This is a genomic window from Roseomonas populi, from assembly GCF_024594815.1.
Taxonomy (GTDB): Bacteria; Pseudomonadota; Alphaproteobacteria; order Acetobacterales; family Acetobacteraceae; genus Roseomonas; species Roseomonas populi.
Window position 1 is genome coordinate 576,908 of record NZ_JANJOU010000001.1, and the last position, 12,669, is coordinate 589,576.

26 protein-coding genes are annotated in these 12,669 nt (G+C 67.4%); all 26 read right to left on the bottom strand.

Annotated elements, in window-relative coordinates:
* Positions 1–5 precede the first annotated feature (5 nt).
* Entirely contained in the window at positions 6–404 is a 399-nt protein-coding gene (gene rpsK, locus NRP21_RS02880) for a 30S ribosomal protein S11 (RefSeq protein WP_043835425.1), read from the bottom strand.
* 1 nt (position 405) lies between these two features.
* Positions 406–783, bottom strand: coding sequence for a 30S ribosomal protein S13 (gene rpsM, locus NRP21_RS02885; protein WP_257714645.1), 378 nt, complete (start codon positions 781–783; stop codon positions 406–408).
* Between the two features lie 172 nt (positions 784–955).
* On the bottom strand, positions 956–1,639 hold the full coding sequence (locus NRP21_RS02890; RefSeq protein ID WP_257714646.1) for an adenylate kinase: 684 nt from the start codon (positions 1,637–1,639) through the stop codon (positions 956–958).
* Positions 1,636–3,021 carry a preprotein translocase subunit SecY gene (secY, locus tag NRP21_RS02895; protein ID WP_257714647.1) on the bottom strand — a complete coding sequence of 462 codons (1,386 nt, stop codon included), beginning with the start codon at positions 3,019–3,021 and terminating at the stop codon, positions 1,636–1,638. Before secY ends, NRP21_RS02890 begins: the two co-directional genes overlap by 4 nt.
* Positions 3,022–3,120: 99 nt before the next feature.
* A complete protein-coding gene (gene rplO, locus NRP21_RS02900) occupies positions 3,121–3,612 on the bottom strand; it encodes a 50S ribosomal protein L15 (RefSeq protein ID WP_257714648.1) in 492 nt (163 codons plus the stop codon).
* Between the two features lie 3 nt (positions 3,613–3,615).
* Complete coding sequence (gene rpmD / locus NRP21_RS02905; RefSeq protein ID WP_257714649.1) at positions 3,616–3,804, bottom strand: 50S ribosomal protein L30; 189 nt, start codon at positions 3,802–3,804, stop codon at positions 3,616–3,618.
* Positions 3,797–4,444 carry a 30S ribosomal protein S5 gene (gene rpsE, locus NRP21_RS02910; protein ID WP_257714650.1) on the bottom strand — a complete coding sequence of 216 codons (648 nt, stop codon included), beginning with the start codon at positions 4,442–4,444 and terminating at the stop codon, positions 3,797–3,799. Before rpsE ends, rpmD begins: the two co-directional genes overlap by 8 nt.
* A gap of 13 nt (positions 4,445–4,457) precedes the next feature.
* Positions 4,458–4,820 (bottom strand): 50S ribosomal protein L18, encoded by a 363-nt coding sequence (gene rplR / locus NRP21_RS02915; protein ID WP_257714651.1) that lies wholly within the window; start codon positions 4,818–4,820, stop codon positions 4,458–4,460.
* On the bottom strand, positions 4,820–5,353 hold the full coding sequence (rplF, locus tag NRP21_RS02920) for a 50S ribosomal protein L6 (protein ID WP_257714652.1): 534 nt from the start codon (positions 5,351–5,353) through the stop codon (positions 4,820–4,822). The genes rplR and rplF overlap by 1 nt, the downstream gene beginning before the upstream one ends.
* A 16-nt stretch (positions 5,354–5,369) precedes the next feature.
* Positions 5,370–5,768 (bottom strand): 30S ribosomal protein S8, encoded by a 399-nt coding sequence (gene rpsH / locus NRP21_RS02925; RefSeq protein ID WP_257714653.1) that lies wholly within the window; start codon positions 5,766–5,768, stop codon positions 5,370–5,372.
* Between the two features lie 11 nt (positions 5,769–5,779).
* Positions 5,780–6,085 (bottom strand): 30S ribosomal protein S14, encoded by a 306-nt coding sequence (gene rpsN / locus NRP21_RS02930; protein WP_257714654.1) that lies wholly within the window; start codon positions 6,083–6,085, stop codon positions 5,780–5,782.
* Positions 6,086–6,136: 51 nt separating this feature from the next.
* Positions 6,137–6,700, bottom strand: coding sequence for a 50S ribosomal protein L5 (rplE, locus tag NRP21_RS02935; protein ID WP_257714655.1), 564 nt, complete (start codon positions 6,698–6,700; stop codon positions 6,137–6,139).
* Entirely contained in the window at positions 6,697–7,011 is a 315-nt protein-coding gene (gene rplX / locus NRP21_RS02940; protein WP_257714656.1) for a 50S ribosomal protein L24, read from the bottom strand. Before rplX ends, rplE begins: the two co-directional genes overlap by 4 nt.
* Entirely contained in the window at positions 7,011–7,379 is a 369-nt protein-coding gene (rplN, locus tag NRP21_RS02945; protein WP_073130847.1) for a 50S ribosomal protein L14, read from the bottom strand. Before rplN ends, rplX begins: the two co-directional genes overlap by 1 nt.
* Positions 7,376–7,681: a 30S ribosomal protein S17 gene (gene rpsQ / locus NRP21_RS02950; RefSeq protein ID WP_257714657.1), complete on the bottom strand. Its 306-nt coding sequence runs from the start codon at positions 7,679–7,681 to the stop codon at positions 7,376–7,378. Before rpsQ ends, rplN begins: the two co-directional genes overlap by 4 nt.
* Positions 7,682–7,697: 16 nt before the next feature.
* A complete protein-coding gene (rpmC, locus tag NRP21_RS02955; protein WP_257714658.1) occupies positions 7,698–7,904 on the bottom strand; it encodes a 50S ribosomal protein L29 in 207 nt (68 codons plus the stop codon).
* Positions 7,905–7,908: 4 nt separating this feature from the next.
* Positions 7,909–8,331: a 50S ribosomal protein L16 gene (gene rplP, locus NRP21_RS02960; RefSeq protein ID WP_073130842.1), complete on the bottom strand. Its 423-nt coding sequence runs from the start codon at positions 8,329–8,331 to the stop codon at positions 7,909–7,911.
* Between the two features lie 24 nt (positions 8,332–8,355).
* The gene (gene rpsC, locus NRP21_RS02965) at positions 8,356–9,033 is read right to left on the bottom strand and encodes a 30S ribosomal protein S3 (RefSeq protein ID WP_257714659.1); all 678 of its coding nucleotides are present in this window, start codon (positions 9,031–9,033) and stop codon (positions 8,356–8,358) included.
* Between the two features lies 1 nt (position 9,034).
* On the bottom strand, positions 9,035–9,433 hold the full coding sequence (gene rplV / locus NRP21_RS02970; protein ID WP_257714660.1) for a 50S ribosomal protein L22: 399 nt from the start codon (positions 9,431–9,433) through the stop codon (positions 9,035–9,037).
* A 4-nt stretch (positions 9,434–9,437) separates the two neighbouring features.
* Positions 9,438–9,716 (bottom strand): 30S ribosomal protein S19, encoded by a 279-nt coding sequence (rpsS, locus tag NRP21_RS02975; protein ID WP_257714661.1) that lies wholly within the window; start codon positions 9,714–9,716, stop codon positions 9,438–9,440.
* A 5-nt stretch (positions 9,717–9,721) separates the two neighbouring features.
* A complete protein-coding gene (gene rplB, locus NRP21_RS02980; RefSeq protein WP_257714662.1) occupies positions 9,722–10,558 on the bottom strand; it encodes a 50S ribosomal protein L2 in 837 nt (278 codons plus the stop codon).
* 3 nt (positions 10,559–10,561) lie between these two features.
* On the bottom strand, positions 10,562–10,858 hold the full coding sequence (locus tag NRP21_RS02985; RefSeq protein ID WP_456300227.1) for a 50S ribosomal protein L23: 297 nt from the start codon (positions 10,856–10,858) through the stop codon (positions 10,562–10,564).
* A gap of 26 nt (positions 10,859–10,884) precedes the next feature.
* Positions 10,885–11,505 carry a 50S ribosomal protein L4 gene (gene rplD, locus NRP21_RS02990; RefSeq protein WP_257714664.1) on the bottom strand — a complete coding sequence of 207 codons (621 nt, stop codon included), beginning with the start codon at positions 11,503–11,505 and terminating at the stop codon, positions 10,885–10,887.
* 10 nt (positions 11,506–11,515) lie between these two features.
* On the bottom strand, positions 11,516–12,202 hold the full coding sequence (gene rplC / locus NRP21_RS02995) for a 50S ribosomal protein L3 (protein ID WP_257714665.1): 687 nt from the start codon (positions 12,200–12,202) through the stop codon (positions 11,516–11,518).
* Between the two features lie 20 nt (positions 12,203–12,222).
* Positions 12,223–12,537, bottom strand: coding sequence for a 30S ribosomal protein S10 (gene rpsJ, locus NRP21_RS03000; protein ID WP_043835383.1), 315 nt, complete (start codon positions 12,535–12,537; stop codon positions 12,223–12,225).
* Between the two features lie 5 nt (positions 12,538–12,542).
* Positions 12,543–12,669: EF-Tu C-terminal domain-related protein (locus NRP21_RS03005; RefSeq protein WP_456300228.1), on the bottom strand; the 127-nt coding region annotated here is incomplete at its 5' end.

The following is a 12,669-nucleotide window of genomic DNA, read 5'->3' on the forward strand; positions in this document are numbered from 1 at the left end:
CCCCCTTAGACGCGGCGCCGCTTGCGGGGGCGGCAGCCATTGTGCGGGATCGGCGTCACGTCCTTGATCGCGGTGACGTAGAAGCCGACGGCCTGCAGGGCGCGAAGCGCGCTCTCGCGGCCCGAACCAGGGCCGGAGACCATGATCTCCAGCGTCTCCATGCCGTGCTCGCGCGCCTTCTTGCCCGCGTCCTCCGCCGCCACCTGGGCGGCGTAGGGGGTGGACTTGCGGCTGCCCTTGAAGCCCTGGGAACCGGAGGACGACCAGGCGATCGCGTTGCCCTGGCTGTCCGTGATCGTCACAATCGTGTTGTTGAAGGAGGCGAGCACATGGGCCACGCCGGAAGAAATGTTCTTCCGCTCCTTCTTACGGGGGCGGGACCCCGCGTTCGGCTGACGCGCCATCTTACTTCGTCACCTTCTTCTTGCCGGCGATCGCGACGGCCTTGCCCTTGCGGGTGCGCGCGTTCGTGTGCGTGCGCTGGCCGCGCACCGGCAGGCCGCGGCGGTGGCGCAGGCCGCGGTAGCAGGCCATGTCCATCAGCCGCTTGATGTTCATCGCCACCTCGCGGCGGAGGTCACCCTCCACGCGGTAGTCGCGGTCCATCATCTCGCGCAGGCGAAGCAGCTCATCCTCGGAGAGCTGGTTCACGCGGCGCTCCTCGGGGATGCCGAGCTTCTCGCAGATGTCGGCCGCGTTCTTGGGGCCGATGCCGAAGATGTAGCGCAGCGAGATATGCACGCGCTTGTTGTCGGGGATGTTCACGCCGGCGATGCGCGCCACGTTGCTCTCCTGGAACCCGGGGTTCCGTTCGGGCCGGGCGGGAACCGTCCGGCGAGGTGATCCTGACCCGGGCGCCCTGCAGGCACCCGGACCAACGGCTATTCCTGGACGGGCGTCCGTCCATGCAAGCGGAATTGCGGCAGGGTTGGGCCCGGCCGCGAAGATGGGCGATTTACGGGGTGGTGCCCCGCGAGTCAAGCGCGGAATGAGGTGCATCCAGGATGGCCTCAATCTGCCCGGAAACAGTGGCCATGTCGGCCATCCCATCCACGTGGCGCAGCTTTCCCTGCTCTCCGTAGTAGGGCAGCAGCGGCGCCGTGGACCGGTGGTACGCGTCCAGCCGCGCGGCCACCGTCTCCGCCTTGTCGTCCGCCCGGCGGGTGAAGTCGTGGCTGCCGCAAACGTCGCAAATCCCGGCGACCTGGGTCGGCTTGAAGCGGTCGTGGTATCCCGTTCCACAGGAGGAGCAGGTGAAGCGGCCGGCGATCCGCTCCACCAGGGCGCCGTCGTCCACCTTCAACTCGATCACGTGGTTCAGCGCCAGGCCCATCTCGGCCAGCATCACGTCCAGCGCCTCGGCCTGGGGGACCGTGCGGGGAAAGCCATCCAGGATGAAGCCGGCCGCGCAGTCCGGCTTCTGCACGCGTATGGCGAGCATGGCGGTGATGATGGCGTCGGGAACCAGATCCCCGCGCTCCATGATCGCCTTGGCCTCGTTGCCGATCTCAGAGCCCGACTTCACCTCGGCCCGCAGCATGTCACCGGTTGAGATCTGGGCGATGCCGTACCGGTCCTGCAAGATCTTGGCCTGGGTCCCCTTCCCCGCCCCAGGCGGCCCCAGAAGGATCAAGTTCATCGGCGAGGGCTCCCTCCGCGCGGGGTGACGGGTGCGGGGCCGCCGCGGCCTCCCACCCGGGCCTTGCGAATCAGGCCCTCATATTGATGCGCGAACAGATGGGACTGCACCTGGGCCACCGTGTCCATGGTGACGGACACGATGATCAGGAGCGAGGTGCCGCCGAAGTAGAAGGGCACGCCGTACTGGCTGATCAGAAATTCCGGGATCAAGCAGACAATGCAGAGGTAGACGGCGCCAACCAGGGTCAGCCGCGTGAGAACCCGGTCGAAATACTCGGCCGTGGCCGCGCCCGGCCGGATGCCCGGCACGAAGCCGCCGTACTTCTTCAGGTTGTCCGCCGTCTCCACGGGATTGAACACCACCGCCGTGTAGAAGAAGGCGAAGAAGATGATCAGGGCGATGTAGAGCCCCATGTAGAGCGGCTGGCCGTGGGCCAGCAGCGCCGCCGCGCGCGTCAGCCAGTTCTCCTCGCCCTGGGTGGCGGCGAAGCCGGAGAAGGTGGCAGGCAGCAGCAGCAGGGATGAGGCGAAGATCGGCGGGATGACGCCGGCGGTGTTCAGCTTCAGCGGCAGGTGCGTGGAATCGCCGCCGAACATGCGGTTCCCAACCTGGCGCTTAGGGTACTGGATCGGGATCTTCCGCTGCGCACGCTCCATGAACACCACGAAGGCAATCACGGCGAGGGCCAGGAGCAGAAAGAACAGGATGAAGAAGGGTGAGAGCGCGCCCGTGCGGCCCAGCTCCAGCGTGGAGATCAGGGCGTGCGGGATGTTCGCCACAATGCCCGCAAAGATGATGAGCGAGATGCCGTTGCCGACGCCCCGGGCGGTGATCTGCTCGCCCAGCCACATCAGGAACATCGTGCCGCCGACCAGGGTAGTGACGCAGGAGACGCGGAAGAACAGGCCGGGGTCCAGCACCGCCGCACCGAAATTCCCCCGCATCCCCTCCAGCCCTACCGCGATGCCATAGGCCTGGAAAAAGGCGATCAGGACCGTGAGATAGCGCGTGTACTGGTTCAGCCGCTTGCGGCCAGACTCGCCCTCCTTCTTCAGGGCCTCCCAGGCCGGGATCGCCGCGGACATCAGCTGCACGATGATGGAGGCGGAGATGTAGGGCATGATGTTCAGGGCGAAGACGGTCATTCGCCCCAGGGCGCCGCCCGTGAACATGTCGAACATGCCGAGGATGCCGCCGCCGTGCTGCGACAGGATCTCGGCCATCACGGCCGCGTCGACCCCCGGCACGGGGATATACGTGCCCAGACGGTACACGATCAGCGCACCCAGGGTGAACCACAGCCGCTTCTTCAGCTCGGTCGCGCGGGAAAGCACGCCGAGGTTCAGATTGGCCGCGAGCTGCTCGGCGGCGGACGCCATGGGGTAGACCCTCTTCCTCACGACTGCGGCGCCGAGGGAGAGCCCGCGGCGCCGCAGCACATTACAGCAGAATCAGACTGGGGTGAGCGACGACCGCAATCAAGCGGCCGGAGCTTCCTCAGCGGCCTGGACACGGACCGTGATGGTGCCGCCGGCGGCCTGGACCGCCGCGACAGCCGCCTCGGAGGCGCCAGCCAGCGACAGGGTCACGGCGCGCTTGATCTCGCCCTTCGCCAGCAGGCGGACGCCCGCCTTCTTGCCCACGCGGACCAGCCCGGCAGCCTCGAGCGCGGCCTCGTCCAGCGTGCCCTCCGCGGAGAGCTTGCCGTCCTCGATCGCCTTATCCAGCGTGCCGAGGTTGATGACCGCGTATTCCTTGCGGAACAGGTTGTGGAAGCCGCGCTTCGGAAGGCGACGGTACAGCGGGAGCTGACCACCCTCGAAGCCGTTCAGCGAGACGCCGGTACGAGCCTTCTGGCCCTTCACGCCGCGACCACCGGTCTTGCCCTTGCCGGAGCCAATGCCCCGGCCGATGCGCTTGAACTTCGGGCGGGCACCCTCGTTGTCGCGCAGCTCGTTCAGCTTAGGCATCGTTCAGCCCACCTTCACCAGGTGCGCGACCTTGCGGATCATGCCCTGCACGGCAGGGGTGTCCTCAAGCTCGCGGGACCGGTGCATCTTGTTCAGGCCGAGACCGATCAGCGTCTCGCGCTGGCCGGGCTTGCGGCCGATCGGCGACCCAACCTGGGTCACCTTCACGGTCTTCTTCGTCGTGTCAGACACCTGCGGCCTCCGTCGCCGGCTCCGCGCCGCCGCGAGGCGGGTTGGGGAGCAGGTCGGCCACCTTCTTGCCACGGCGAGCCGCGACCGCCCGGGGGGAGGTGCAGCGGGCCAGGCCGGCGAAGGTCGCCTTGACCATGTTGTGCGGGTTCGTGGTGCCCGTGCACTTCGCGACGACGTCGCCCATGCCCAGGACCTCGAAGACGGCGCGCATCGGGCCGCCGGCGATGATGCCCGTGCCGGCCGGGGCCGCGCGCAGGATCACGCGGCCGGCGCCGAACTCGCCGATCACGTCGTGGTGCAGGGTCCGGCCCTCGCGCATCGGCACGCGGATCAGGCCGCGCTTGGCCCGCTCCGTCGCCTTGCGGATCGCCTCCGGCACCTCGCGCGCCTTGCCGGCGCCCCAGCCGACGCGGCCCTTCTCATCGCCCACGACCACGAGGGCCGCAAAGGAGAAGCGCCGGCCGCCCTTCACGACCTTGGCGACGCGGTTGATGGTGACGAGCTTGTCCTTGAACTCGTCCTGCTCACGATCCTGCCGCTGCTCGCGGTTGTCGTCGCGACGGCGGCCGCGGCGGCGATCGCCGCCCTCGCCGCCCTCGCCACCGGAACGCGGCGCGTTGGAACGCGGTGCGTATGCCATGCTTATCGGCTCCTCAGAACGACAGCCCGCCCTCGCGGGCGCCGTCCGCCAGGGCCTTCACCCGGCCATGGTAGAGATAGGGACCGCGGTCGAAGACCACCTCGGTCACGCCGGCGGCCAGGGCACGCTCGGCCACGAGCTTGCCGATCGCCGTCGCCGCATCGATGTCCGCGCCGGTGTTGCCGCCCTCGCGCACAGCCTTCTCCAGGGTGGAGGCGGCGGCCAGGGTGCGGCCCTGCACGTCGTCGATCACCTGGGCGTAGATGTGTCGGCCGGAACGGTGGACGGAGAGGCGCACGCGCCCCGCGCCCTTCAGCTTGATCTGATAGCGCGTGCGCGAGCGCCGGCGCTGGGTCAGTGCGAGCTTGTTCGACATTACTTCTTCTTACCCTCCTTCCGGAGGATGGTCTCGTTGTCGTACCGGATACCCTTGCCCTTGTAGGGCTCGGGGCCGCGATACGCCCGGATCTCCGCCGCCACCTGGCCGACGCGCTGCTTGTCAGCGCCCTCGACCTTGATCGCCGTGGGGCGCTCGGTGGTGATCTTGATGCCCTCGGGGATCGGGTACCGGATCTCGTGGCTGTAGCCGAGGCTCAGCACAAGGTCCTTGCCCTGGATCGCGGCGCGGTAACCCGTGCCGGTGATCTCCATGGACTTCGAGAAGCCCGTGGAGACGCCGATGACCATCCCGTTGATGAGGGAGCGCGTGGTGCCCCACATCGTGCGGGCGGCGCGATCCTCGCCCCGGGGGGCGACGGCCACTTCGCCGTTCTCGATCGTGACGTCGACCTTGTCGGTCAGCGGCAGGCGCAGCTCGCCGAGCTTGCCCTTCGCGACGACAACGTTGTTGTCGATGGTGAGGGTGACGCCGGAGGGCACCTTCACCGGATACTTGCCTACGCGAGACATGTCCCTCTGCCCTCCGTCAGAACACGCGGCAGAGGACCTCGCCGCCGACATTGGCGGCGCGGGCCTCGAGGTCGCTCATCACGCCGCGGGGCGTGGAGAGGATGGAGATGCCGAGCCCGTTGTAGAACTTCGGCAGCTCCTTGATCTTGGAGTAGACCCGGCGGCCCGGCTTGGAGACGCGGGTGATCTCCTTGATGGCGGGCTCGCCCTCGGAATACTTCAGCTCGATGTCGAGCACCTTGATGCCCGGGCGGAGCTCCTCGCCGCGATAGCCACGGATGTAGCCCTCGCGCTTCAGAACCTCGAGCACATCGGAGCGCAGACGGGAAGCGGGGGAAACCACGCGGGCCTGGCGCGCACGCTGGCCGTTGCGGATGCGGGTGAGCATATCACCCAGCGGATCGGAGAGCTGCATGGCCCCTTACCTTACCAAGAGGCCTTGACCAGCCCCGGGATCTGGCCATTCGAGGCCAGCTCGCGGAGCATGTTCCGGCTCAGCTTGAACTTGCGGTAGTTCCCGCGCGGGCGGCCGGTCAGCTCGCAGCGCAGGCGGATGCGGTTCTTCGCACCGTTCCGCGGCAGCTGCGCCAGCTTGATCGTCGCCTCGAAGCGGTCTTCCACCGGAAGCTCGCGGTTCATCACCACGCTCTTCAGCGCGGCGCGCTTCTCCGCATGCGCCTTCGCGAGGTGCATGCGGTATTTGTTCTTCTCGACTGCCGAAGTCTTGGCCATTCGATCAGTGTCCTCCGGAACCTGCCCAGAGTGCTGGGCGGTTTTCCAAGATCAATTGATGAAGGGAAGCTGGAAGCCCTTGAGAAGGGCCTTGGCTTCCTTGTCCGTCTTCGCCGTGGTGACGAAAACGATGTCCATGCCGCGGATCGCGTCGACCTTGTCGTAGGCGATCTCCGGGAAGATGATCTGCTCCTTCAGGCCGAAGGCATAATTGCCGCGGCCGTCGAAGCCCTTTCCGGAGATGCCGCGGAAGTCGCGAACGCGCGGCAGCGCGATCGTGACCAGGCGGTCGAGGAACTCGTACATCCGGGCGCGGCGCAGCGTCACCTTCGTGCCGATGGCCTGTCCCTCGCGGATCTTGAAGCCCGCGATGGCCTTCTTCGCCTTCGTCTTCACCGGCTTCTGGCCGGCAATGGCGGTCAGCTCGGCAACAGCGGCGTCCAGCTTCTTCTGGTCGCCCGCGGCCTCGCCAACACCCATGTTGATGACGATCTTCTCCAGCTTCGGAACCTCCATCGGGTTCTTGTAGCCGAACTCCTCGGTCAGGGCCTTCCGGACCTGCTCGAGGTAGTGCTGCTGGAGACGCGGCAGCTCCTTCGTGGTCGCGTCGCTCATGCGATCACCTCGCCGGAGGCCTTCGCCACCCGGACCTTCTTATCACCGTCCATGCGGAAGCCGACGCGGGTCGGCTTGTCGCTCTTCGGGTCGATCACGGCCAGGTTGGAGAGGTGGATCGGCGCCTCCTTCTCCTGGATGCCGCCCGGCTGGTTCATGCCCTGCGGCTTGGCGTGACGCTTCACGATATTCACGCCCTGAACCACGGCGCGGTTCTCGGTCGGGATCACGGAGAGCACCTCCCCGCGCTTGCCCTTATCCTTGCCGGCCAGGACCTGGACGCGGTCGCCCTTCTTGATCTTGGCAGCCATCACAGCACCTCCGGAGCCAGGGAGATGATCTTCATGTACTTGCGGGCGCGGAGCTCGCGCACGACCGGCCCGAAGATGCGGGTGCCGATCGGCTCGTTCTGCTTGTTGATCAGCACGGCCGCATTGTTGTCGAAGCGGATCGCGGTTCCGTCCTGACGGCGCACGGCATAGGCCGTCCGCACGATCACGGCGCGATGCACCTCGCCCTTCTTCACCTTCGCGCGGGGAATGGCGTCCTTGACGGAGACGACGATGATGTCGCCGACCGAGGCCGTCTTCCGCTTGGAGCCGCCCAGCACCTTGATGCACTGGACCCGGCGCGCGCCGGAGTTGTCGGCAACGTCGAGGTTCGACTCAACCTGGATCATGCGCCCTGCTCCTCGGGCAGCTCGATGTTCTCGAGCAGCTCATAGGCGACCGGGCGAGCAACGGTCTCGCCGTTGCGCTGGACGACCAGCCAGGACTTGCGCTTGGAAATCGGGCGGCACTCTTCGATGGAAACCGTGTCGCCCTCGCGGCACAGGTTCTCCTCGTCGTGCGCGGCGTACTTCTTCGAGCGCCGGATGAACTTCTTATAGAGCGGGTGCATCACGCGACGCTCGACCAAGACGGTGACCGTCTTGTCCTGCTTGTCGCTCGTCACCCGCCCCGTGAGGACTCGCTTCGGCATCAGCCGGGGTCTCCTCTCAGGACTTCGGGGATGTGCGGGCCTGTTCGCCCAGCACGGTCTTAACACGAGCAATATCGCGCCGAACAGCACGAATTCGCCCAACCGCCTCCAACTGGCCGGTCGCCCGCTGGAAGCGCAGGTTGAACTGCTCCTTCCGCAGGTCGAGCAGCATGGTCTTCAGCTCGTCCGCGGTCTTGCCGCGGACATCCGCGATCTTCGTCATAACCTCAAGCCTCCGCCGCGCCCAGACGGGCGACGACCTTCGTCTTGATCGGCAGCTTGGCGGCCCCGAGAGCCAGCGCCTCGCGGGCCGTCTCCTGGCTCACGCCGTCGATCTCGAACATGATCCGGCCCGGCTTGATCCGGGCCACCCAGTACTCGGGGGCACCCTTACCGGAGCCCATGCGGACTTCGGCGGGCTTGGTCGAGACGGGCAGGTCCGGGAAGATCCGGATCCACACGCGCCCCTGGCGCTTCATGGCGCGGGTGATCGCGCGGCGGGCCGCCTCGATCTGCCGGGCGGTCACCCGCTCCGGCTCCAGCGCCTTCAGGCCGTAGCCGCCGAAGGACAGGGTAAACCCGCCCTTCGCCACGCCCTTGATGCGGCCCTTATGGGCCTTACGATACGTCGTCCGCTTCGGCGACAGCATTGTTCGTGTTCCCTAGACCGTCGCTCAGCGCTGCGGCGCCTGCTCCGCGGCGCGCTTGTCCTGCGCCATCGGATCGTGGGCCATCACCTCGCCCTTGAAGATCCAAACCTTGACACCGCAGGTGCCGTAGTTGGTCTTCGCGGTCGCCGTACCGAAGTCGATATCGGCGCGGAGGGTGTGCAGGGGCACGCGGCCCTCGCGATACCACTCCATGCGCGCGATCTCGGCGCCGCCCAGACGACCACCGCAGTTGATGCGGATGCCGCCGGCGCCGAGGCGCATGGCGGACTGCACGGCGCGCTTCATCGCGCGGCGGAACGCAACGCGGCGCTCCAGCTGCTGGGCGATGCTCTCGGCGACGAGAACCGCGTCCAGCTCCGGCTTGCGGATCTCGACGATGTTCAGCGACACCTCGGCCCCGGCCATCTTGGCCAGGTCCTTGCGCAGCACCTCGATGTCCGCGCCCTTCTTGCCGATCACGACGCCCGGGCGGGCGGCGTGGATCGTCACCCGCGGCTTCTTCGCCGGGCGCTCGATCACGACCTTCGCAACGCCCGCGCCCTTCAGCCGCTCGCGCAGCTTGTTGCGCAGCTTCAGGTCGTCGTGGAGCTGGGACGCGTAGTCGCCGGCAGCGTACCAGCGGCTATCCCAGGTGCGGTTGATGCCGAGCCGAAGCCCGATCGGATTGACTTTGTGACCCATACTATGCGGCCTCCTCGGCCACCGGCGCCGGCTGCTGCTCGGCGACGACGATCTTCAGGTGGCTGAACCACTTCTCCACGCGCGCCGCCTTGCCGCGGCCACGCGCCTGGAAGCGCTTCATGACGATGGAACGGCCCACCTCGACCCGGGCAACCACCAGCTTGTCCACGTCCAGGCTGTGGTTGTTCTCGGCGTTGGCGATTGCGCTCTCGAGCGTCTTCTTCACCGTGTCGGAGATGCGGCGCTTGCTGAAGGTCAGCGTGGCAACCGCATCCTGGGCCCGGCGGCCGCGGATGAGACCCGCCGCCAGGTTGAGCTTGCGCGGCGACACCCGGATGTTCCGGGTGACGGCCTGGGCCTCGGTCTCGGCGAGGCTGCGCTCGTGCTTCGGCTTGCTCATCGGATCAGCCCCGCTTGGCCTTCTTGTCCGAGGAGTGACCGGTGAAGGTGCGCGTCGGCGAGAACTCGCCGAACTTGTGGCCCACCATGTTCTCGGTCACCTGGACGGGGATGAACTTCTTGCCGTTGTACACGCCGAAGACCAGCCCGACGAACTGCGGCAGGATCGTGGAACGGCGCGACCAGATCTTGATGATCTCGTTGCGCGTCGACGAACGGGCCGCCTCCGCCTTGTTGAGCAGGTAGCCGTCGACGAACGGCCCCTTCCAAACGCTGCGCGACATCGCGATCAGCCCTTCTTAGCCGAGCGCCGGCGGATGATCATACGATCCGTGCGCTTGTTGGTGCGGGTCTTGTAGCCCTTGGTCGGCTTGCCCCACGGGGTAACCGGGTGGCGGCCGCCCGAGGTCCGGCCCTCACCACCGCCGTGCGGGTGATCGACCGGGTTCATGACGACGCCGCGGTTGTGCGGACGGAAGCCCATCCAGCGCTTGCGCCCGGCCTTGCCGAGCTGCTGGTTGGAGTTGTCCGGATTGGACACGGCGCCGATCGAGGCCAAGCACTCGCCGCGGAGCAGCCGCAGCTCGCCCGACATCAGCTTCACCTGGGCATAGCCGGCATCCTTGCCGACCAGCTGGCAGTAGGTGCCGGCCGAACGGGCGATCTTGGCGCCGGCGCCCGGCTTCATCTCCAGCGCGTGCACGATCGTGCCCACCGGGATGGCCGAGAGCGGCATGGCGTTGCCGGGCTTGATGTCTACCCGGTCGCCCGCGATCACCGTGTCGCCCGCCTTCAGGCGCTGCGGCGCGATGATGTAGGACAGCTCGCCGTCCTGGTACTTGATCAGCGCGATCCAGGCCGTGCGGTTCGGATCGTACTCCAGGCGCTCAACGGTGGCGGGCACGTTGAACTTCGTGCGGCGCTTGAAGTCCACGTAGCGGTAGGACTGCTTGTGTCCGCCGCCACGGAACCGAACCGTCGTGCGGCCGTGGTTGTTACGGCCGCCCGAGTGGCTCTTGCCCTCGGTCAGCTGCTTGACGGGCTTGCCCTTCCACAGCTCCGAGCGGTCAACCAGCACCGTGCCGCGAAGGCTCGGCGTGACCGGATTGTATTGCTTCAGCGCCATGGCTTACGCGAGCCCCGTCGTCAGATCGATGCTCTGGCCCTCGGCCAGGCTGACGATCGCCTTCTTCCAGTCGGAGCGCTGGCCGGGCCGGCCGCGGAACCGCTTGGACTTGCCCTTCACCACCACGGTGTTCACGGCGGTGACATTCACGCCGAACAGGCCCTCGACCGCAGCCTTGATCTCAGGCTTGGTCGCATCCGAGACGACCTTGAAGGTCACCTGGCCAACCTCGTTCAGCACGGTCGCCTTCTCGGTGATCACCGGGGCGACGATCAGCTGGTACATCCGCTCCTGCGAGATGACCGGCTGCTTAGCCTTGGTCTCGCTCACGACAGGCGCTCCTTCAGGGCCTCGACGCCCGCGCGGGTCACGACGAGCACGTCGTGCCGCACGATGTCGTACACATTGGCGCCGACGGTCGGCAGCACCTGCACCTTCGGCAGGTTCCGCGCGGCGCGGACGAAGCCGGCATCCGGCGTCGCGTCGAAGAACAGCGCGCTGTCCCAGCCGAAGGACTTGACCTGGGCGGCAAGCGTCTTCGTCTTGGCGGCCTCGCCCGGCGCCGCGGCGTCGAGCACCACGAGCTTGCCGTTGGCGGCCTTCTCGCTCAGGGCGCTGATCAGGCCCAGGCGACGGACCTTCTTCGGCAGGCTGTAGCCGTGGTCGCGCACAACCGGACCGTGGACGGCGCCACCGGTGCGGAACTGCGGCGCGCGCAGCGAGCCCTGGCGGGCGTTGCCCGTGCCCTTCTGGCGATAGGGCTTCTTCGTGGTCCCGGAGACCTCGCCCATGCCCTTCACCTTGTGCGTGCCCGCGCGGCGCTTCGCCAACTGCCAGTGCACGACCCGCGCCATGATGTCGGCGCGCGGCTCAGCGCCGAACACCTCCGCGGGGAGCTCGATCTCGCCGGCTTCGGCGTTGTCGAGCGTGATGACCTTCACCTGCATCACTCGATCCTCAGGCCGTCGCGGCCGGGTACGGCGCGTCGGCGTGGCGCTTCCGCTTCACGGCGTCGCGCACCATCACCCAGCCGTTCGCGGCGCCGGGAACGGCGCCCTTCACGAAGAGCAGGCCCTTCTCCACGTCCACGCCCGCCACTTCCAGGTTCTGGGTGGTCACGCGCTCAACGCCGAGATGGCCGGCCATCTTCTTGTTCTTGAAGGTCTTGCCCGGATCCTGGCGGTTACCCGTGGAACCGTGCGAGCGGTGGGAGATCGACACGCCGTGCGACGCCTCAAGGCCGGAGAAGTTCCAGCGCTTCATCGCGCCGGCGAACCCCTTGCCCTTGGTGACCCCAGTGACGTCGATCTTCTGACCCTTCACGAAGTGGGCCGGGGAGAGCTTCGCGCCCGCCTCTAGCACTGCATCGGCGGCCGTACGGAACTCCATCACCTTCATCGGCGCCTCGACGCCGGACTTGGCGAAGTGCGCGCGGTTCGGCTTGGAGACGTTCTTCGCCTTCGCGTGCCCAGCGCCCAGCTGAACGGCCGTGTACCCGTCCTTGTCGGCGGAGCGCACCGCCACGACGCGAACGTCATCCACGTGCAGCAGCGTCACCGGCACGGTGGAGCCGTCCTCGTTGAACAGCCGGGACATGCCCAGCTTCCGGGCGATCAGGCCAGTGCGGCCATCTTTCGCGGACATGGTGTGTGCGCCCCTCGAACTCAGATCTTGATCTCGACATCCACACCGGAGGCCAGGTCGAGCTTCATCAGCGCGTCCACGGTCTGCGGGGTGGGGTCGACGATGTCCAGAAGGCGGCGATGGGTCCGGATCTCGAACTGCTCGCGCGACTTCTTATCGACGTGCGGAGAACGGTTCACGGTGAACCGCTCGATGTGGGTCGGGAGCGGGATAGGACCCCGCACCCGAGCGCCGGTCCGCTTCGCGGTGTTCACGATCTCCCGCGTGCTGCCATCCAGCACGCGGTGATCGAACGCCTTCAGGCGGATCCGGATGTTCTGCGCGTCAGCGGCCATGGTTCTTACTTCTGGATGCTGGCGACGACGCCGGCGCCGACGGTGCGGCCGCCCTCGCGGATGGCGAAGCGCAGGCCCTGGTCCATGGCGATCGGGGCGATGAGCTCCACGTCCATGGCGACGTTGTCGCCC

What these genes read in the sequence shown, in the direction of transcription:
- rpsK (WP_043835425.1), bottom strand. Translation starts at nt 404, where the DNA reads ATGGCGCGTCAGCCGAACGCGGGGTCCCGCCCCCGTAAGAAGGAGCGG.
- NRP21_RS02890 (WP_257714646.1), bottom strand. Translation starts at nt 1,639, where the DNA reads ATGAACTTGATCCTTCTGGGGCCGCCTGGGGCGGGGAAGGGGACCCAG.
- secY (WP_257714647.1), bottom strand. Translation starts at nt 3,021, where the DNA reads ATGGCGTCCGCCGCCGAGCAGCTCGCGGCCAATCTGAACCTCGGCGTG.
- rplO (WP_257714648.1), bottom strand. Translation starts at nt 3,612, where the DNA reads ATGCCTAAGCTGAACGAGCTGCGCGACAACGAGGGTGCCCGCCCGAAG.
- rpsE (WP_257714650.1), bottom strand. Translation starts at nt 4,444, where the DNA reads ATGGCATACGCACCGCGTTCCAACGCGCCGCGTTCCGGTGGCGAGGGC.
- rplR (WP_257714651.1), bottom strand. Translation starts at nt 4,820, where the DNA reads ATGTCGAACAAGCTCGCACTGACCCAGCGCCGGCGCTCGCGCACGCGC.
- rplF (WP_257714652.1), bottom strand. Translation starts at nt 5,353, where the DNA reads ATGTCTCGCGTAGGCAAGTATCCGGTGAAGGTGCCCTCCGGCGTCACC.
- rpsH (WP_257714653.1), bottom strand. Translation starts at nt 5,768, where the DNA reads ATGCAGCTCTCCGATCCGCTGGGTGATATGCTCACCCGCATCCGCAAC.
- rpsN (WP_257714654.1), bottom strand. Translation starts at nt 6,085, where the DNA reads ATGGCCAAGACTTCGGCAGTCGAGAAGAACAAATACCGCATGCACCTC.
- rplE (WP_257714655.1), bottom strand. Translation starts at nt 6,700, where the DNA reads ATGAGCGACGCGACCACGAAGGAGCTGCCGCGTCTCCAGCAGCACTAC.
- rplX (WP_257714656.1), bottom strand. Translation starts at nt 7,011, where the DNA reads ATGGCTGCCAAGATCAAGAAGGGCGACCGCGTCCAGGTCCTGGCCGGC.
- rplN (WP_073130847.1), bottom strand. Translation starts at nt 7,379, where the DNA reads ATGATCCAGGTTGAGTCGAACCTCGACGTTGCCGACAACTCCGGCGCG.
- rpsQ (WP_257714657.1), bottom strand. Translation starts at nt 7,681, where the DNA reads ATGCCGAAGCGAGTCCTCACGGGGCGGGTGACGAGCGACAAGCAGGAC.
- rpmC (WP_257714658.1), bottom strand. Translation starts at nt 7,904, where the DNA reads ATGACGAAGATCGCGGATGTCCGCGGCAAGACCGCGGACGAGCTGAAG.
- rplP (WP_073130842.1), bottom strand. Translation starts at nt 8,331, where the DNA reads ATGCTGTCGCCGAAGCGGACGACGTATCGTAAGGCCCATAAGGGCCGC.
- rpsC (WP_257714659.1), bottom strand. Translation starts at nt 9,033, where the DNA reads ATGGGTCACAAAGTCAATCCGATCGGGCTTCGGCTCGGCATCAACCGC.
- rplV (WP_257714660.1), bottom strand. Translation starts at nt 9,433, where the DNA reads ATGAGCAAGCCGAAGCACGAGCGCAGCCTCGCCGAGACCGAGGCCCAG.
- rpsS (WP_257714661.1), bottom strand. Translation starts at nt 9,716, where the DNA reads ATGTCGCGCAGCGTTTGGAAGGGGCCGTTCGTCGACGGCTACCTGCTC.
- rplB (WP_257714662.1), bottom strand. Translation starts at nt 10,558, where the DNA reads ATGGCGCTGAAGCAATACAATCCGGTCACGCCGAGCCTTCGCGGCACG.
- rplD (WP_257714664.1), bottom strand. Translation starts at nt 11,505, where the DNA reads ATGCAGGTGAAGGTCATCACGCTCGACAACGCCGAAGCCGGCGAGATC.
- rplC (WP_257714665.1), bottom strand. Translation starts at nt 12,202, where the DNA reads ATGTCCGCGAAAGATGGCCGCACTGGCCTGATCGCCCGGAAGCTGGGC.
- rpsJ (WP_043835383.1), bottom strand. Translation starts at nt 12,537, where the DNA reads ATGGCCGCTGACGCGCAGAACATCCGGATCCGCCTGAAGGCGTTCGAT.